The following is a 17,766-nucleotide window of genomic DNA, read 5'->3' on the forward strand; positions in this document are numbered from 1 at the left end:
GTCCTAGGCCCGGCCGCTCTGGCTGGACAGGCGGGCGGCGTCGACGCCGAGGCCCGCCAGGGCGCGGCTCCATTTGGTGTCGTAGTCGGTGTCGAAGATCAGGGCGTCGTCGGCTTCTGCGGTCAGCCAGACGTTTTCGTTCAGCTCTTCCTCCAACTGACCCTCGCCCCAGCCCGCATAGCCCAGCAGCAGGATCGACCGGCGCGGGCCTTCGGCGTCGGCCATGGCGGTGAGGGCGTCGCGGGTGCCGGTCAGGGCCAGCCCCTCGCCGAAGCTGAGGCTGGTCTCGTCGCTGATCCAGTCGTCGGTGTGCAGGACGAAGCCGCGCTCGCGCTCGACCGGGCCGCCGATCAGGACTTGCCGGTCGCGCAGGCGGTCATCGCTGGGCGTATCCAGCGTCTCCAGCACCTCGGCCAGGGAAACGCCGGGCGCGGGCTGGTCCAGGCGCACGCCCAGGGCGTGGTCATCGTCGTGGGCGCAGATCAGGATGACGGCGTGCCGGAAGCGGTCGTCGTCGATGCCGGGCATGGCGACCAGCAGACGTCCGGTCAGGGAGGAGGCCGCCGGGGAGGAGGAGGTCTTCATCCCCCTATCATCGGGGCGCGGGCCGTCGGGCGCAAGACGGCGGGCGCCGGGGCGCTTGGCGTTCGGGCCGGGGATCTCTATCTGAACCTCATCGCGCTCCGGATCGGCCGGGCCGACATCCGGAGATCCCGACATGACCCTTTCGATCGGCGACCGCATTCCCGAGGCGACCCTGACCACCATGACCGCCGAGGGCCCCAAGCCGGTCACGACGGCCGAGCTGTTCGGCGGCAAGACCGTCGCCCTGTTCGCCGTGCCGGGCGCCTTCACCCCGACCTGCTCGGCGCGCCACCTGCCGGGCTATGTCGACCACCGCGCCGACCTGAAGGCCAAGGGCGTGGACACCGTGGCCTGCGTCTCGGTCAACGACGCCTTCGTCATGGGCGCCTGGGCTCAGGCCAACGACCTGAACGGGACCGACGACATCGTCATGCTGGCCGACGGCAACGGCGACTTCACCCGCGCCGTGGGCCTGGCGCTGGACGCCAAGGGCTTCGGCATGGGCGAGCGCTCGCAGCGCTACTCGATGCTGGTCAAGGACGGGGTGATCGACCAGCTGAACATCGAGCAGGGCGGCGAGTTCAAGGTGTCCTCGGCCGAGCACCTTCTGGCCCAGCTGTGATCCCCGGCGTCGCCCGCCCCCTCCGTCTCGGCAGCCGGCCAGCCCGCCACGCGCGAGGCTGAGGCTGTGGCGGGCGACGTCTTCACGCCTGAACAACGCAGCGCCGTGATGCGGCGCGTCAAGGCCCGCGACACAGGCCCCGAAATGAAGGTCCGGCGCGCCTTGCGGGCTGCGGGCGTCGGCTATCGTCTCGGCGGCTGCGGCCTTCCGGGGCGGCCGGACGTGGTGATGAAGGGGCGCAAGAGCGCCGTCTTCGTCCACGGCTGCTTCTGGCACGGCCACGACTGCCCGCGCGGCGCCCGCAAGCCCAAGGGCAACGCTGAGTACTGGACCTCCAAGATCGATCGCAACCGCGCCCGCGACGCCCGCGTGGCGGATGAACTGACAGCGGCGGGCTGGCGCGTCCTGACCCTGTGGGAATGCGATCTTAAACAGCCGGACTGGGAAGGGCGCTTGCTTACGGCGTTGCGATCGGAGCCGTCTTAGGCGGCGGCCTCGGCGTCGGAGTTCGCCTCGCTTTGGGCGGCGGCGTCCAGGGTTTGGGTCAGGGCGTCCAGCAGGGCGGCGGGCGTCAGGGGCTTGGAGACGAAGGCGTTCATGCCCGAAGCGAGGCAGGCGCGCATGTCTTCCGGCTCGGTGTCGGCGGTCACGGCGATGACCGGGACGCGGGCGTTCGGACCGCCGCCCTTGCGCAGCCGCCGCGTCGTCTCGCGACCGTCCAGTTCCGGCATCCGCACGTCCATGAAGATGACATCGAAGGCCTGGCCCTCACAGGCCTCAAGCGCGGCCAGACCATTCTCGGCCATGACGATCTCACAGTCGAAGGCCTGCAGGATCAGCTGGATGGCGCGCCGATTGATGGCGTGGTCATCGACGACCAGGACGCGCAGGGGCCGGCTATCCGCCGCCTCATCCTCATCTTCCGCCGTGACGCCCTCGGGTGCAGGCGCGGGCTGATGCGGGTAAGCGGCGGCCGCTGGAAGGTCGTCCGGGAGAGGGGCCAGCGGGTCCAGGCGTCCGGGAACGGCCAGCGGCGTGATCAGCTCTTCAGGGATGTCGGCGCCCGCCTCGGGCTGGCCCTGGCTCAGGCTGAGAGCGACGGTGAACTGCGAGCCGCCGCCGGGCTCGCTGCGCACTGTCAGCCGCCCGCCCATCAAGATGATCAGATCGCGGCTGATGGCCAGCCCCAGCCCCGAACCGCCAAAGCGGGCGGCGACGCCGTCCTGGGTCTGATCGAAGGGGGTGAACAAACGCTCCAACTGCTCGGCGCTCATGCCGCGCCCCGTATCAGCGACCTCGATCAGCAGGGCGTAGGAGCCTTCGTCGTTGAGCCAACTGCGGACCCTCAGCGTCACCGTCCCGGCGTTGGTGAATTTCATGGCGTTGGAGATCAGATTGTTCAGCACCTGGCGCAGGCGCATGGCGTCGCCGTGCACCCAGCGCGGGGTCTCGCGCGCGCCCTCCAGACGCAGTTGCAACCCCTGGGCGCGGGCGTGTCCCTGCCACAGCCGAGCGGTCTGGGCCAACATCAGCCGCAGGTCGAAGTCGTGGCTCTCCACGTGCATCCGGCCGGCGTTCAAGCGCGAGTGGTCCAGCAGATCGTCGAGCAGAGCCTTCATCATCAGGCCCGCATCCTCGATCAGGGCGACCTGTTGACGGCCGGCGCTGTTCGGCACGGTGGAACGCAGATAATCGGCGCCGGTCAGGATCGCGCTGATGGGAGTGCGCAGGTCGTGACCGATAGCGGCCATGAAGGCGCTGCGTTCGACCATGGCGGTCTCAACCTGTCGGCGTTCTCTTTCGGCTTCGGCCAAGGCGTGGCGCTCGGCCACCATGGCCTTGCGCAAGCGCGACCGGGTATTGAAGCAGAACAGGGCGTAGAAAATGACTCCGATGGAGACCGCCGTGATCAGGGACTTCTCTGCTCCCCAACGCGCCATGAACATCGGGGTCAACGCCAGATAGCCCAGCTGGGGCAGGACGGTGAAACCAAACACCCGGAGATTGCCGGCCGACATGATCACCGAGTTGACCGTGCCCGCCGACAGCAGCACCGCGGCCGCGAAACCGCCCATAGGGCCGCCGACAAGCCAGAGGGGCACCGAGAGCAGGCCGAAAAAGCTCGCGTTGAGCGCGATCACCGCGTCCAGAGCCGGTCCGCGCCAGCCGCGCGGGGTCTCCAGAAGCCCGCGCATCACGGGTTCGGCCAGCCAGGCTTCGAGAGCTTGGATCACGAAGTAGACGGCGAGCCAGCCCAGACAGGCGGGCAGGCCCAACAGCGGGCTGAAGACAAGCGCGGTCGTTCCGCCCATGACAAGGCGCTGCATCGTCGCCTTGCGACGCTGGCGAATGGCGGGCGCCCAACCCAGGTGGGCGTCGGCGATAGGCTCGGACATACGACGTTCCAAACGGGCGCTCAGCCCATTGGTTCATCATCGACCGAGGGTTGCTAATGCTCCGTCAACGCCGCGCAGCGGTCGCCTCGGCCATGCTGGCGAAGCCTTCGGCGCGCAGGCGGGCGGCCAGGTCGCGCTTGATGCGTCCGATCAGGCCCGGACCTTCATAGATCAGAGCCGAATAGACCTGGACCGCCGAGGCGCCGGCGCGGATGCGGGCGAAGGCGTCCTCGCCGCTGGAGATGCCGCCGACCGCGATCAGGGGCAGGCGTCCGTCCGCGGCTTCGGCCGCCGCCTCCAGGGCCTTCAGCGCGAAGGGCTTCAGCGGGGCGCCGGACAGGCCGCCGCTCTCGCCTGCGAAGTTCGAGCGCAGGGAGGCGGGCCGCTCCAACGTGGTGTTGGACACGATCAGGGCGTCGATGCGGTGGGCGATGGAGGCCTCGACGATCATGCCGATCTCTTCGCCGATCAGGTCGGGCGCGATCTTCAGGTAGACCGGGGCGCCGTCGCCGGGGCGGGCCTCGTTGATGCGGCCCAGCAGGTCGTCCAGCGCCTCGCGCCGCTGCAGCGCCCGCAGGCCCGGCGTGTTGGGCGAGGAGATGTTGACGGTGAAATAGTCGGCTAGGCCCGCCAGCCGCTTCAGCCCCGCGACATAGTCGGCGGCCTTGTCCTCGGTGTCCTTGTTGGCGCCCAGGTTGGCGCCGATGGCGGTGCGGGTCGGACGCCGGGCCAGGCGGGCGGCGAACGGCTCCAGCCCGTCGTTATTGAAGCCCATGCGGTTGATGATCGCCCGGTCTTCCGACAGGCGGAACAGGCGCGGCTTGGGGTTGCCGGCTTGCGCGCGCGGGGTGACCGAGCCGCACTCAACCGCGCCGAAGCCTAGACGCGACAGGCCTTCCAGCGCCTCGCCGTTCTTGTCGAGCCCAGCGGCCAAACCGACGGGGTTGGACATCTCCAGACCGGCGATCGTGGTCTTCAGGATCGGATCGTCGGCGCCGGGCGCGGGCAGGGGCGTCAGTTGCAGGGCGCGGATGGCCAGGCGGTGGGCCGTTTCGGGCTCCATCTGGCGCAGCAGGACGGCGCCCAGATCGGTCAGGCTCATGCTCATGTTCTGGCTCAGGCGGTCTCTTCGATGATCATGCGGCCGTCGGCGCTGACCGCCAGGGCGCGCGCGCCGCGCGTCGCCGCGACGGGCAGGGGGCCGTAGATGTGGGGGAACAGGGCGCCGCCGCGCGACGGCTCCCAGATCAGGGCGTCGCCCAAGGCCGTCAGGTCGACTTCGACCAGCATCAGCTCGCTCTGCCCGGCGTAATGCTTGGCTGCGGTGACCTCCAGCTGATCGGCGGCCGACAGGTGGATGTAGCCGTCGGCCCGGTCCACGGCCGAACCGTCATAGCGGCCCTCGGCCAGGGTCGCCCGCCAGTCAGCGCGGCTCAGGATCTTGAAGGCGACGTCAGGACGATCCGTCATGGCCTAGAACGCCTCCGGGGTCAGCCAGCCCTCATAGGAGGGGCGCCCGGCGACATTGACGGTGAAGACAGCCGCCGCCCCGGTGGGAAAGCCGCCGCTCATCTTGTCGAGCACCGACGGGGAGGCGGCGCTCTCGATCAGATATTCGACGGCCAGTTGATGCACGCCGGGGTTATGAGCGATCAGCAGCAGGCAGCCCGCCTCTTCCTCGGACGCCTCGACGGCGCGGCGCAGCACGTCGGCCGAGGCGTTGTAGAGGTTGTCGGACACGCGCACCTCGACGTCGCCGAAATGGTCGCTGGCCTGATCCCAGGTCTGACGGGTGCGCCGGGCGCCCGACACCAGCGCCATGTCCGGCTTCAGTCCGCGCGCCGCCAGGGCGCGGCCCATGGCGGCGGCGTCGCGCAGACCCCGTTCGCTCAGGGCGCGGTCCACGTCGCCGCCGGGCGCCGAGGCTTCGGCCTTGGCGTGCCGCATCAGGATCAGTCTTTGCATGAGGCTGGCTTTAAGGCTGTTTGCGCGCGGCGCCCATAGGGTGCGACGCGGGCGCGTGATCACGGGCGGCGGGCGAGGGGGTCAGGGCGGGCCGTCCGGCCAACACGGTCTGGGCCAGGCCGCTGGGGCGGACGCGGGCGTAGGCCTGGCGCGTGGCCTCCAGCATGATCAGGCCCGCCGCGCCGGGAAACAGTTTCGGCCCGACCTGCTCCAGCCCGTCGGCCAGGCCCAGCAGCGGCCGCCACGGCGGGACGTACAGGGCCTGGGACCAGGCGACGGGCTCCAGACCCACCTCACGCACCAGCCGCTCCAACTGACTGCGGGTGAAGGGGCGGCCGTGGCCGAAGGGAGTGGCCTCGGCGCGGGCCCACAGGCCGCCGCGCGCCGCCGCCGCCAGGATGACGCGGCCCGACGGCGCCAGGGCGCGCACCGCCTCGGTCAGCAGGGCCTTGGGATCATCGGCTTCTTCCAGGGCATGCACCAGCAGGATCCGGTCGAAGGTCCCGGCGGCGAAAGGCAGGCGGCGGTCGTCGATCAGGACGGTGCGGTTGCGCCCGCCCGCCGTCCACTGTTCCGCGCCCTGTCCGCCCGGCATGGCGGCGATGACGCGGCGCGCGCCGATGAAGGCGTCCAGCCAGGGGGTGGCGTAGCCCAGCCCGAGTACGTCGCAGCCGTTCGCCTCGCCCCAGGCGTCGTCCAGACGCCGCGCCAGCATGCGCCGCGCCAGCGCCCCGGTCGGTTCGCCGTAGAAGGTGCGGAGCTCGTCGATGCTGCGGCGCATGGGAGCAGTATGGCGGATTTCGCGCAGTTTGTCGGGCCATTCTGCTAGGCTGGGGTTTCGATCGGAGACCTCCCCATGACCCTGACCGTCCGCCAGTTCCCCTGCCTGTCCGACAACTACGGCTTCCTGATCCGCGATGAGGCGACGGGGCTGGTAGCGGCCATCGACACGCCGGACGCCGAGGCGATCCTGGATGATCTGGAAGCGTCAGGCTGGGGGCGGCTGGACCTGATCCTGAACACCCACTGGCACCCCGACCACACCGGCGGCAACGAACGGCTGCAGGCCGAGACCGGCTGCGAGATCGCCGGGCCGGAGGAGGTGCGCCGCGCGGCGCCGCTGGACCATGTGCTGGTCGATGGCGAGGCGGTGCGGTTGGGCGAGACGGCCTTCGACGTGGTGCTGTCGCGCGGTCATACGCTGGGCCATGTGGTCTATCACGCGGCGGACGACGGCCTGGCCTTCGTCGGGGACGTCATCTTCGCCCTGGGCTGCGGGCGGTTGTTCGAGGGGACGCCTGAGCAGATGTGGGAGAGCCTGAACCGCATCGGGGCCTGGCCCGAGACGACGACGCTGTACTGCGCCCATGAATATACGGCGTCCAACGCCCGCTTCGCCCTGTCGTTGCCGGACGCCGAGGCGGACATGCAGGCGCACGCCGAGGCCATCTTCGCCGCGCGTGAGCGGGGCGAGGCGACCGTGCCGACCACGGTCGGGGTCGAGCGCCGCTTCAACCCCTTCCTGCGCGCCCGCGACGCCGAAGACTTCGCCCAGCGCCGTGCGGCCAAGGACGCGTTCAAGGGGTAGTCAGTCTCAAGAGGCCGAGTAGCTGGTCTTGATCTGGGTGTAGAAGTCGGCGGCGGCGAAGCCCTGTTCGCGGGGGCCGTAGCTGGACTTCTTCGTGCCGCCGAAGGGGACGTGATAGTCGACCCCGGCGGTGGCCAGGTTGACCATGGTCATGCCCGCCCGCGCCCGACGCTGGAACTCGCGCGCGTGTTTCAGCGACTGGGTGACGATGCCCGCCGACAGGCCGAACTCGACGCCGTTGGCGACGGCCAGGGCTTCCTCGAAATCGGCCACGCGGATGGTCGAGGCGACGGGGCCGAACACTTCCTCGTTGTTGATGCGGGCGTCGGCAAGGGTGTCGACGATCAGGGTCGGCTGGACGTACCAGCCCGGCTTGTCGAGGCTGAGGCGCTGGCCGCCCGCCACGACGCGGCCGCCGCCGGACGCGGCGATGTCGATGTAGTCGTAGGAGACGTCGCGCTGGGCCTCGGTCACGGCCGGGCCCATCTGGGTGGACGGGTCCAGGGCGTCGCCGACCCGCAGGGCCTTCACCTTCTCGGCCAGGGCGGCGACGAAGTGATCGTGGATGCCGTCCTGAACGATCAGGCGGCTGGAGGCGGTGCAGCGCTGGCCGGTGGCGAAGAAGCTGCCGTCCAGGGCGATGTTCACGGCGCGCTCCAGATCGGCGTCGTCCATCACGATCAGCGGGTTCTTGCCGCCCATTTCCAGCTGGACGCGGGCCTGGCGCTTCATCGCCCCTTCGGCCACCCCGGCGCCGACCTTCTGCGAGCCGGTGAAGCTGATGCCGTCCACGTCCGGGTGGGCGACGATGGCGCGGCCGACGTCGCCGTCGCCGATGACCATGTTGACCACGCCCTTGGGCAGGCCCGCCTCATGCAGGATGGCGATCAGGGCCTCGGCCGTGGCCGGGGTCGGGCCGGCGGGCTTGATGACGACCGTATTGCCGAAGGCGATGGCGGGCGCGATCTTCCAGGCCGGGATGGCGATGGGGAAGTTCCACGGGGTGATCAGGCCGAACACGCCGACCGGCTGACGATAGGTCTGGATTTCGACGCCGGGCCGGGTCGAGGCCAGGTTCTGGCCGTGCAGGCGCAGGGCCTCGCCCGCGAAGAATTTCAGGATGCGGGCGGCGCGGGCCGTCTCACCGATGCCTTCGGCCAGGGTCTTGCCCTCTTCGCGCGACAGCAGGCGGCCGATGACTTCGCGCCGCTCCATCAGCAGGGTCCCGGCGCGGTCCAGCACATCCGAACGGACCTCGGGCGAGGCATCGGCCCAGGGGCCGAAGGCGGCGCGGGCGGCCTGGACCGCCTGATCGACCTCGGCGGCCCCGCCCTTGGGGGTACGGGCCACGACGTCGCGCGTGTCGGACGGGTTCAGGCTCTCGCCTGTCCGCGTTCCGGCGACCTTCTCGCCGCCGATCCAGTGCGAAAGCTCAAGCGTGTCGGTCATGCGGATCAGTCCCTTGTTTTCAGTACTGGCTTGCCCGAGGCGGCGACCGCCGACAAGGCGTCGGCGCCGGATCTTCGTTCGGAAATCGCCGCGTTTGGCGAAGGTATTGCGCTGGAAGCCCAGGTCGTGCCATGAGTAGCGCCGATAGTCCGGGGGCGGTTTCATATGGTTTTCCAACGCGTTTGCGTCGCTTTGGCGGCGTTGGCCGTCTGCGGGACGGGCTTGCCGGCGACCGCGTTCGCCGCGTCCGGCGCTGTGCAGGCTGAAGCTGCGGCGCGCGCAGGGCTGAAGCGGCGGATCGCCGTCGGCCGCTTCACCAACAGCACGCCCTACGGTCGCCTGCTGCTGTCGCCGGGACAGGCCGATCCTGTGGCGACCCAGGCGGGCGACATGCTGGTCAACGCCCTGGTGGCGTCCGACCACTTCTTCGTCTTCGAGCGGTCGGACCTTACGGCGCTGAACGCCGAGCGGGTGCTGTCCGAGGCGGACGGCCAGGCGCTGAGCGGGGTCGACGCCCTGCTGTTGGGCTCGATCACCCAGTTGGGTCGCCGCAACGAGGGCAAGCAGGGCTTCCTCAACTCCCAGCGGCGCCACGCGGTCAACGCCACGGTTGAGATCCGCCTGGTCGACGTGCGCACGGGCCGCGTGTTCTTCACCGCCTCGGGCGCCGGCGAGGCGACGACCGAGACCGGCGAGGTGGCGGGTTTCGGCAGTCGCGCGGGCTATGACTCGACCCTGAACGATCGGGCCATTTCGGCGGCCATCGCGGACGCCATGACCAATATCGTCAACCAGTTGCAGCAGCGGGCCTGGTTCACCGACATCCTGCGGGTGTCCGGCCCGACCGTCTATGTCAGCGGCGGTCCCAGCCAGGGTCTGCGCGCCGGCGACCGCTTCCACGTGGAGACGCCGGGCGAGACGGTGATCAGCGGCCAGTCGGGCCTGCCGATCACCCTGCCGGGCAGCCGGGTGGCGCAGATCGAGATCACCGGCTTCTTCGGCGACAGCCCCGAAACCGAGGGCGCGACCGCCCGTGTCATCGCGGGCGAGCTGCCCGCAGAGATAGCCGGCCTGCGGGTCACGGAGATCAGAGAATGAAGACGAAAGCGGTCGTGCTGACCGCCCTGTGCGCCGCGCTGGCGGCCGGGGGGTGCGTCCAAAACTATCCCACGCGCGAGGCGGTGCAGGGCGCGCCCGCCGGGGTCCTGAAGCTCAGCAACGCCCCGGCCGACGCCCGCCTGATCGTGGACGGACGGGATATGGGGCCGGTCAGCGCCCTGGCCAGGGGGGCGGCCCTGACGCCGGGCCGTCATGAGATCGCCGTCACCCAGGGCGGCCGGGTTCTTCATGCCCAGACGGTGATGGTCGCCGCCGGGGCCCAGGCTGTGGTGGTGCTGCCTTGAAACGTCTGATGATGCTCGCCGCGCTCGCGGCCCTGGCCGGCGTCGCCGCCTGCGCCCCCGCCACGCGGTTCGAGTGGGGTGCCTATGAGCCGGCGCTTTACGCCTATGCCCAGAACCCCGAGAACCGCGAGGCCTATCGCACCGCGCTGGAGCGGGCCATCGAGGCGGGGCGCAAGCGCGACGCCGTGGCGCCGGGCCTGCTGGCCGAGCTGGGCTACCTGCATCTGCAGGCGGGCGAAACGGCGCAGGCCCTGACCCTGTTTCAGGAAGAGCGCGCGCGCTTCCCGGAATCGGCCGTGTTCATGGATCGGGTGATCGTCGGCATCGGCGGTCAGACGGCGGTCGCCGCCGCAGGAGAGGCGCAATGATCGTCCGTAAATTGCTCGCCGTCGCCGCCCTGGCGGGCGCCGCCCTGCTGGCCGCCTGCGCCACGGGACCGACGCCCAAGAGCTATGCCGCCCTGCGCGCCGAGAATCCGCGCAGCGTCATGGTGGTTCCGGCGCTCAACTCGACGGTCAATGTGGATGCGGCGGACTATTTCGTCTCGACCATTTCCCGGCCCGTGGCCGAGCGCGGCTACTATGTATTTCCCGCTCATATGGTGAAGGGCGTGCTGGAGGACGAAGGCCTGTCGGACGCCGGGCTGGTGCATCAGGCCGACGCCTCGCGGTTCGGTACCCTGTTCGGCTGCGACACGGTGCTGTTCGTCGAGATCCAGAAGTGGGAGTCGCAATACGTCGTCATCTCCACCTCGACCAATGTGGCGTTTGAATACACGCTGAAAAGCTGCCGGACCGGACAGGTGCTGTGGTCGGACCATCAGGAGATGACCTACAGCCCGCAGGCGTCGAGCTCGGGCAATCTGCTGGCCGACCTGCTGGTTCAGGCCGTCGTCTCGGCGCTGGAGAAGGCCAAGCCGAACTATATGCCGTTGACGCAGCAGGCCAATCTGATCGCGACCCACGCGCTGGGCCAGGGCCTGCCGGCCGGTCCCTATCTGCCGGCTCAGCATCAGCAGGACCGCAAGAGCTTTCCGGACGAATAAGGCCCCGTGCGAGGGGGCGGCGAACGCGGCTAAACACCGAGGCAGAAATGCTGGGGAGCGAGGGGCTTGCCTCGCGCGTATAAGCCTTATCTGTTACGCCGCCCCCCGAACGCACGGAGACCTTCGCCATGTCCGATACTGCTCAAACCCAGGCCTATGACGCTAGCCGCCACAAGAAGGCGGGGCGCGGCCGGATCTATGACAGCATCGTCGACACCATCGGCGACACCCCCCTGGTGCGGTTGCCGAACCTGACGGCGGCGCTGAAGCCCCAGGCGACCGTGCTGGCCAAACTGGAGTTTTTCAACCCGATCGCCTCGGTCAAGGACCGCATCGGCGTGGCCATGGTCGAGGCGCTGGAGCAGCTGGGCCAGATCAAGCCCGGCGCCACCCTGATCGAGCCGACCAGCGGCAACACCGGCATCGCCCTGGCCTTCGTGGCGGCGTCGAAGGGCTACAAGCTGATCCTGGTCATGCCCGAGAGCATGTCGATCGAGCGGCGCAAGATGCTGGCCCTGCTGGGCGCCAAGCTGGAACTGACGCCGGCCGAGAAGGGCATGAAGGGCGCCATCGCGCGGGCTGAGGAGCTGCTGAGGGAGATCCCCGGCTCGGTCAGTCCGGCCCAGTTCGAGAACCTGGCCAACCCCGCCATCCACGAGGTCACCACGGCCGAGGAAATCTGGAACGACACGGCGGGCGCCGTGGACGTCGTCGTGTCCGGCGTCGGCACCGGCGGCACCATCACCGGCGTCGGCCATGCGCTGAAGGCGAAGAAGCCCTCGGTGAAGTTGATCGCGGTCGAGCCGGCGGACTCTCCGGTGCTGTCCGGCGGCGCGCCGGGGCCGCACAAGATCCAGGGCATCGGCGCGGGCTTCATCCCCGCCGTGGTGGACCGCGCCGTCATCGACGGGGTGGAGCAGGTCACCAACGACGACGCCTTCGCCATGGCCCGCCGCGTCGCGCGCGAGGACGGCGTCCCGGTCGGCATCAGTTCGGGCGCAGCCCTGACGGCGGCCTTCCGACTGGCGGCGCAGGACGCCTATGCCGGGCAGACGATCGTGGCCATCATCCCCAGCTTCGCCGAGCGTTATCTGTCGACGGCGCTGTTCGAAGGGCTGTGACGGCCGGTTAACGCGTCGGCGCTAGTCTGCGCTCATGAGCGAACCCGGGGTCAGGGCGGAAGAGGGCGAGGCGCGGCCGTTGCGGGCGCGTCGCGCCCTGCTGCGTCGCCTGGCCGACGTGGTCAGCCTGCCCGCCAGCCGCATCAATGTCTTCGAGCGTTCGGTGGTCGGCGATCTGCTGGTCGTTGTGCTGCGCACGGCCTCGGTGGAGGAGCGTCGGCGGGTGGCCCAGCGGCTGGCGCCCCTCGGCGAACTGCCCGATGCATTGAAGCGCCTGCTGCTGCGGGATGACCCGGGGGTGGCGCGGCCTTTGCTGGAGGACTGCGCCGCCCTGTCGGATGCGGACCTGATCGGCTGCGCGCGGGACGCCGGGCCGGAGCACCGCTTGATGATGGCGGCGCGGCGCGGCCTGACCGAGGCCGTAACCGAAACCCTGCTCAGTTGGGGCGAGGAGGCGGTCATCGCCGCTGTCCTGCGCAACGATTCGGCGCGCATGCCGCAATCGGCAATCGAAGGCGTGATCGCCTTGAGCCGGGGCGCGCCGGGCCTGAGCGCCCTGTTGCTGCGCCGGCTGGAGCTGCGGCCGGCGGGCGCCTACGTCATGTTCTGGTGGTGCGCGGCCGAGGAGCGGCGCACCATCCTGCAACGCTTCGCCGTGTCGCGCGAAGTGATGCAGAGCAGCGTCGAGGACGTCTTCGCCCTGGCGGCGGAGGAGGGGTGGAGCGACCCCGTCGCGCGCAAGGCGCTACAGTTCATCGAGCGGCGCCAGCGCAATCGTGCAGCCGTGGCCAAGAGCCCTTACGCCGATCTGGAGGCCGCCGTGGCGGCGGCGGGCGCTGCGGGGCTGACGCGCGACCTGGTCGCCGAGATTGGCTATCTGTCGGGGATCAAGCCTTTGACTTCGGCCAAGATATTGGCCGACGCAGGGGGCGAGCCGCTGGCTATACTGTGCAAGGCGACGGGGCTGACGCGGCGCGACCTGACCGTATTGTGGCGGGCTATGCGGCGGCCCGAGACCGCCGAGGACGGCGCGGAGCATCCGGACTGGCGCCGGGTGCAGATCATCTATGAAATGCTGGCGGTAGACCGGGCCCAGACTGTGCTGCGTTACTGGAACTGGACTCTGTCTTCGGCGCTGACGCCGACGCTTCTGCGCGCGATCCGCGAAGGGGAAGAGGCGCTGATCGACGAATACTCGGCGCCCGAGAGGGCCGCCCTGTTGGCGCTTGCAGAGAACTTTGGTCGCTAAAAAGTCGGCGCCGTCGTAATTACTGATCAGGGCAGTTGAACTCGCTTATCAGGCGATAAAGCGCCCCTGCATTGCTTTCGACTTCGAACATCCGTATGAAACCAATAGACGGCGGGTCTTCTCAGATCAGTCGATTGGAATTGGGGCGTCAGAAGGCTGGTCCAAATGGAAGAAAAACCCGAACTGCTTGAGATGACGGCGGACATCGTTTCGGCCTACGTCAGCAACAACACCGTATCGGCCGACACTGTGCCGACCCTGATCGCGCAGATCCACGCCGCCCTGTCGGGCGTTTCGGAAGCGCCGGTCGAGGCCGAGCCCGAGCCGCAAGAACCGGCCGTGCCGGTGCGCAAGTCGATCACCCCCGACTTCCTGATCTGTCTGGAAGACGGTCGCAAGTTCAAGTCGCTGAAGCGTCACCTGCGCACCAAATACAATCTGAGCCCGGAAGAGTACCGCGCAAAATGGGGTCTGCCGAAAGACTACCCCATGGTCGCCCCGAACTACGCCAAGGCGCGTTCGGAACTGGCCAAGCAGATGGGCCTGGGCCAGGGCGGCCGTAAGCCGGCCCGCGCGACCCGCAAGTAATAGCGGCGCCGCTCTAAAGACAGACGCCCGCCTTTCCAGCGAAAGGCGGGCGTTTTGCTGTCCGGGACAGGGAGGCGGTCAGGCCGCCTGCATCGCCTTGCGCGCGCGCCAGAAGCGGATCGTCCGCAGGGCCGCTTCGCGGGTCAGCTCCTGATACATCCCCGCATAGGCGCGGGCCTTGCCCATGGCGTTGTCGTCGGTGTTCAGAAGGACGACCGCGTAGGTCAGGAACAAGGCGCGGTCCAGGTCGGCCGCCTTGCAGATCACCGCCAGGGCGTCCAGCTCCCGTCGCTCGATGATCTGGCGGGCGGTGTGGAAGTCGACGTCGGCCAGTTGCGACAGGGCGATCAGGAAGGCGGTCTGGCCGCCTGACCGCAGGAAGCGCGCCAGCACCTGGGGCGTCAGCTGGTTGGCGGCGCGCAGTTCTTCGACATAGGCCAGGCTCTCGGCGTAGTCGGGGGGCAGGGCGCCGTCTTCGGCGGCGACGCGCGTGCGGCCGGCGGCCAGGGCGCTTTCCAGCAAGACCGGATCCATCCGCGCGTTCTGTTCCAGAATGCGCTGGCGCAGCCGGGCCTCGACCTCGAAATACAGGTCGTTCAACAGGTCGGGCGGCAGGCTGGAGCGTTCGACCGTCACCGCGTGCAGGGCCGGATTGGCCCGGGCGCGCTCGACCGCGGCCTCGGAAGCGGCGCGCGACAGGCTGGCCCCTTCGTTACCCAGCAGCACGCCCAGGGTCTCGTCGTCGCCGCGCTCGACAATGGCGTCGGACAGGGCCTCTGACACGGCGGCGCGGCGGCTGACGGCGCGCATATGGCCCTGACCGCAGGAGCGGACCACGCCGATCAGGTCCGCCTCGGTGAGAACGGGCGAGGCGCTGAGGACGGGGGCGGCCACGGTCTCGGCTTCATCATTGGCCAGGCGGCGGATCAACTGGTGCGGAGCGTCCGGCGCGTCGGCGAACCGCTCGGCCAGTTCGGCGCGCACGGCCGTCTCCATGGCGTCGGTTAGGTCAGAAAGGACCGCGCCGTAGAGGGCGGTCTCGGACTCGGTGCGCTGGGCCGCGCCGAAGAAGCAGTCGGTCAGCTCGCGCAGCAGGGCGCGTCGTTTGAGGCTGGAGTCCTCCTGCGCCAGGGCGATCAGCTCAGGCAGGCGCGAGCCGGTCTCGGCGGCGGGGGGCAGGTCGGCGCTGTCGCTCATGGCAGGTCGGGGCCGTCAGTCAGGGGGGCGGCGCGCAGGCGGCCCTGGGCGTCGCGCATGACGGCGGGGGCCTCGGGCGGCTGGGCCAGGTCGTCCGAGGCGATGGGCTGATCCAGTTCGACCGGCAGGGCGTCGAGATAGTTGGGCGCGGGCAGGGGCGTGGCGTCTGGCTGGCGGCCGGCCTGGCGGTGGACGGAATAGTAGCGGGCGCCGCTCTGAGTCGGGGCGTCGCCGCGCGCAGGCTGGGGCGCAGCCTGCGGCGGCTGTTGCGGCGTCGGGGTCTCGGGCGCGGCAGGCGCCGAGGCGGCGGGCGGCTGGGGCGTGTTGCGCTGCAGCTGGAAGATCAGCGCGTCGCGACGCGGGGCCAGCGGGTCCACGGCCGGCTCGGTCGGTGTGGTGGCGGGCTCAGGCTGGGGGGGCGGCGGAGGCGGCGCAGGCTGCGGCTCGGCGATCGCGGCCGGCTGCGCCTGTCGAACCGGCTCAGGCATCGGCTCATGCATTGGCTCAGGCATCGGCGCAGATGGAGGGGGAGGCGAGGGCATGTGCTGGACGACAGGCGCGGGTTGCGGCTGAGCCGCCGGCTGGCTGGGCTCGGGCGCGCGCTCAAACGGCGCAGGAGACGCCTGGGGCGCGGCTTGCGGCGCGTAGGGCTGAGGCTGGCTCTGCGTCGGCTGGCGCGTCCACGGCGGCGGTTGATAGGCCGCCTGATAGGGCACCGGCGGCGTGAAGTCGGGCGCAGGCGTTTCGGCCGGAGCGCTCACATAGGGGCGCCAGACGGCGTCCGGGTGGCTGGTCACCGGGCGGAGTTCGGGCGCGGGCGCCGGCTGGGGCTCGCCGTGGGCTGGCGCGGAACGCCAGGGATAGCCGCCGTGCGGGATGATCGGCGGCCGGGCGGCGTAGGTCGGGCTTTGCGCCATGACCGGCTGCGGCGGGGCGAAGCTGTCCGTCGGGGCGCTGGGCCAGGCGGGCTGGCTGGCCGTAGGGGTGGCGGCGCGGCCGGGCCAGGACAACTGGCGCGCCTGGGGCGCGGGCGCATCGCCGGAGCTTGTCGGAGGCGGGCCGTGCTGCGCCCAGGCGGCCGTGGCCGCGCCGAGCGCGGGCAGAAGGGCGGCGATGGTCAGGGTGCGCGGCAACGGCGCCTCGTGAAAACTGCAGAGGTTCGCAGGACATCCTAGGCGGCGCGGCTTAATCCTCGCCTAACGCCGGGCGCTTTAACCGCGGGTGGGCAGATATTGGCCGGTGAAGGCGTCGCGCCATTCGGGCGCAGTCGGATAGGCGCCCTGCGTCTGATCGGCGAAGGCCTGCCAACGCTCGGGCGTCATGGCGCCAAGGCCGTAAAGGGCTGCGTCGCCGCCGTCGACCATGGCCCGGGCGCGCAAGGCGGCGCGGGCGGCGTCCAGTGCGCGCTGGGGCAGGTCGGGGTTGGCGCGCCGGATCAGGGCGTCGCCCTTGGCCCCCTCGCCGTGGACATAGTCGCGCCAGCCCTCGACCGAGGCGGCGATGAAGTTGCGCAGGGCCTGGGCGTTGTCGCGGGCGAAGGCGTTGGGCGCCAGCACCAGGCCGGAATAGGAGGGGTAGCCGTCCTCGGCGGGGAACAGCACCAGCGGTTCGAAGCCGACCGCACGCGCGACAGCCTCGGGACCGCCGTCGGTCAGGCGGGCGATGAGCACGCTGTCGGGGTCTTCGCGGAAGGCCTTCAGATTGTCCTCGGCCGCGCCGGGGCGGGCCTGATCCGGCGTCAGGTCAAAGCGGGCGCGCAGCCAGGCCCAGAAGGCGTCCTGATCCTTCGGCTCCATCAGGATGCTGCGGCCGCGCAGGACGGTCAGGTCCTCCAGCTGCTGGCCGGGGTGGGCCAGCAGCACGACCGGGTCCTTCTGCAGGAAGGCGGCCACCGCCTTGACCGGCGCGCGCTCGGCGATCAGCCGCAGCGGCAGGAAGCTGTCGCGGCCGATGGCCAGTTCGACCGCGCTGGCGGCCAGAAGGGCGGGAATGTCGGCGCCCGAAGGACCGGCCAGAATCTCGACGTTGAGGCCGCGCCGCTCGTAGGCCCCGGCGGCCAGCGCCTGATAGAAACCGCCGTGCAGGGCGTCGGGCGGCCCCCCGGCGGCGACGCGCAAACGCACGCGCCCGGACTCGTCCGTCTGCGCGGGCGTGCGGCCGCACGCCGACAGCACGCCCAACGCCGTCAGGCCGAGCGCGCTGGCCATCAGGCCGCGTCGATGCAGGAGGGGGCGAGTCATCACGCCTAGGGTGTAGGGGGGCGGGCCGCGCTTGGAAAGGCGGCGGGGCGCCGGCGGGCCGATTTCCAACCGGAAACCCGGCGATTCAGCGCCGGAATTGAGCGAGGGGACGTAACCCTTTGAGCCAGACCGTCGCCGGTCGGATCGCGGATCGCGTCCCCTCGCCAAGTCCGGGTTGGACTTGGCCGTTATCGGGTCGAAACTTCGTTTCTGCGTCGGCGGGCGAACCCGTCGTCGTTCGACAACCGTTTCGTCGGCTCCTGGTCTTCGGCGTTCCGCAAGGCGAACCTCGCGCCGTCCGTCGATCCCGGCCCGGTT

Annotated in this window: 20 protein-coding genes; 10 read left to right on the forward strand and 10 right to left on the reverse strand. The window is 70.2% G+C overall.

Annotation, left to right across the window (positions count from 1 at the left end):
• Positions 1-3: 3 nt before the first annotated feature.
• Positions 4-585, reverse strand: coding sequence for a YqgE/AlgH family protein (locus H9656_RS10475; RefSeq protein WP_191744403.1), 582 nt, complete (start codon positions 583-585; stop codon positions 4-6).
• Positions 586-718: 133 nt separating this feature from the next.
• Between H9656_RS10475 and H9656_RS10480 the strand changes: the two genes are divergently transcribed.
• Entirely contained in the window at positions 719-1,207 is a 489-nt protein-coding gene (locus H9656_RS10480) for a peroxiredoxin (RefSeq protein ID WP_025977911.1), read from the forward strand.
• A 66-nt stretch (positions 1,208-1,273) separates the two neighbouring features.
• Positions 1,274-1,693 (forward strand): very short patch repair endonuclease, encoded by a 420-nt coding sequence (locus H9656_RS10485; RefSeq protein ID WP_191744193.1) that lies wholly within the window; start codon positions 1,274-1,276, stop codon positions 1,691-1,693.
• Here the strand turns inward: H9656_RS10485 and H9656_RS10490 are convergent.
• From H9656_RS10490 to H9656_RS10510, 5 genes are all read right to left on the reverse strand, one after another.
• A complete protein-coding gene (locus H9656_RS10490) occupies positions 1,690-3,603 on the reverse strand; it encodes an ATP-binding protein (protein WP_191744194.1) in 1,914 nt (637 codons plus the stop codon). The genes H9656_RS10485 and H9656_RS10490 overlap by 4 nt on opposite strands.
• Positions 3,604-3,667: 64 nt before the next feature.
• On the reverse strand, positions 3,668-4,705 hold the full coding sequence (locus H9656_RS10495) for a quinone-dependent dihydroorotate dehydrogenase (RefSeq protein ID WP_191744195.1): 1,038 nt from the start codon (positions 4,703-4,705) through the stop codon (positions 3,668-3,670).
• Positions 4,706-4,719: 14 nt separating this feature from the next.
• Entirely contained in the window at positions 4,720-5,073 is a 354-nt protein-coding gene (locus tag H9656_RS10500; protein WP_191744196.1) for a DUF952 domain-containing protein, read from the reverse strand.
• A gap of 3 nt (positions 5,074-5,076) precedes the next feature.
• A complete protein-coding gene (locus H9656_RS10505; RefSeq protein ID WP_191744197.1) occupies positions 5,077-5,568 on the reverse strand; it encodes a SixA phosphatase family protein in 492 nt (163 codons plus the stop codon).
• A gap of 10 nt (positions 5,569-5,578) precedes the next feature.
• A complete protein-coding gene (locus H9656_RS10510) occupies positions 5,579-6,349 on the reverse strand; it encodes a class I SAM-dependent methyltransferase (RefSeq protein WP_191744198.1) in 771 nt (256 codons plus the stop codon).
• Between the two features lie 75 nt (positions 6,350-6,424).
• Here H9656_RS10510 and gloB point away from each other — a divergent pair, with 75 nt between their 5' ends.
• Positions 6,425-7,156, forward strand: a complete 732-nt coding sequence (gloB, locus tag H9656_RS10515) for a hydroxyacylglutathione hydrolase (protein ID WP_191744199.1) — start codon at positions 6,425-6,427, stop codon at positions 7,154-7,156.
• A 6-nt stretch (positions 7,157-7,162) separates the two neighbouring features.
• Here gloB and H9656_RS10520 read toward each other — a convergent pair whose 3' ends face one another.
• Entirely contained in the window at positions 7,163-8,605 is a 1,443-nt protein-coding gene (locus tag H9656_RS10520; protein WP_191744404.1) for an aldehyde dehydrogenase family protein, read from the reverse strand.
• Positions 8,606-8,827: 222 nt separating this feature from the next.
• Between H9656_RS10520 and H9656_RS10525 the strand changes: the two genes are divergently transcribed.
• The 7 genes from H9656_RS10525 to H9656_RS10555 all read left to right on the forward strand — a co-directional run bounded on the left by H9656_RS10525 (position 8,828) and on the right by H9656_RS10555 (position 14,011).
• Positions 8,828-9,703: a CsgG/HfaB family protein gene (locus tag H9656_RS10525; RefSeq protein ID WP_225212438.1), complete on the forward strand. Its 876-nt coding sequence runs from the start codon at positions 8,828-8,830 to the stop codon at positions 9,701-9,703.
• Positions 9,700-10,008, forward strand: a complete 309-nt coding sequence (locus tag H9656_RS10530) for a hypothetical protein (RefSeq protein ID WP_191744201.1) — start codon at positions 9,700-9,702, stop codon at positions 10,006-10,008. The genes H9656_RS10525 and H9656_RS10530 overlap by 4 nt, the downstream gene beginning before the upstream one ends.
• 8 nt (positions 10,009-10,016) lie before the next feature.
• Positions 10,017-10,376: a DUF4810 domain-containing protein gene (locus H9656_RS10535; protein ID WP_191744202.1), complete on the forward strand. Its 360-nt coding sequence runs from the start codon at positions 10,017-10,019 to the stop codon at positions 10,374-10,376.
• Positions 10,373-11,053, forward strand: a complete 681-nt coding sequence (locus tag H9656_RS10540; RefSeq protein WP_191744203.1) for a GNA1162 family protein — start codon at positions 10,373-10,375, stop codon at positions 11,051-11,053. Before H9656_RS10535 ends, H9656_RS10540 begins: the two co-directional genes overlap by 4 nt.
• 128 nt (positions 11,054-11,181) lie before the next feature.
• Complete coding sequence (gene cysK, locus H9656_RS10545; protein ID WP_191744204.1) at positions 11,182-12,174, forward strand: cysteine synthase A; 993 nt, start codon at positions 11,182-11,184, stop codon at positions 12,172-12,174.
• 34 nt (positions 12,175-12,208) lie between these two features.
• A complete protein-coding gene (locus tag H9656_RS10550; RefSeq protein WP_191744205.1) occupies positions 12,209-13,423 on the forward strand; it encodes a DUF2336 domain-containing protein in 1,215 nt (404 codons plus the stop codon).
• Between the two features lie 165 nt (positions 13,424-13,588).
• Positions 13,589-14,011 (forward strand): MucR family transcriptional regulator, encoded by a 423-nt coding sequence (locus H9656_RS10555; RefSeq protein WP_025977896.1) that lies wholly within the window; start codon positions 13,589-13,591, stop codon positions 14,009-14,011.
• 78 nt (positions 14,012-14,089) lie between these two features.
• Here the strand turns inward: H9656_RS10555 and H9656_RS10560 are convergent, their stop codons facing one another.
• The 3 genes from H9656_RS10560 to H9656_RS10570 form a co-directional block, all read right to left on the reverse strand.
• A complete protein-coding gene (locus H9656_RS10560) occupies positions 14,090-15,208 on the reverse strand; it encodes a DUF2336 domain-containing protein (RefSeq protein WP_191744206.1) in 1,119 nt (372 codons plus the stop codon).
• Positions 15,205-16,341 carry a hypothetical protein gene (locus H9656_RS10565; protein ID WP_191744207.1) on the reverse strand — a complete coding sequence of 379 codons (1,137 nt, stop codon included), beginning with the start codon at positions 16,339-16,341 and terminating at the stop codon, positions 15,205-15,207. The genes H9656_RS10560 and H9656_RS10565 overlap by 4 nt, the downstream gene beginning before the upstream one ends.
• A gap of 78 nt (positions 16,342-16,419) precedes the next feature.
• A complete protein-coding gene (locus tag H9656_RS10570; protein ID WP_225212439.1) occupies positions 16,420-17,448 on the reverse strand; it encodes an ABC transporter substrate-binding protein in 1,029 nt (342 codons plus the stop codon).
• Between the last annotated feature and the right edge of the window lie 318 nt (positions 17,449-17,766).

The sequence above is a fragment of the Brevundimonas guildfordensis genome (assembly GCF_014836405.1).
In the GTDB taxonomy this organism is placed as follows: Bacteria; Pseudomonadota; Alphaproteobacteria; order Caulobacterales; family Caulobacteraceae; genus Brevundimonas; species Brevundimonas guildfordensis.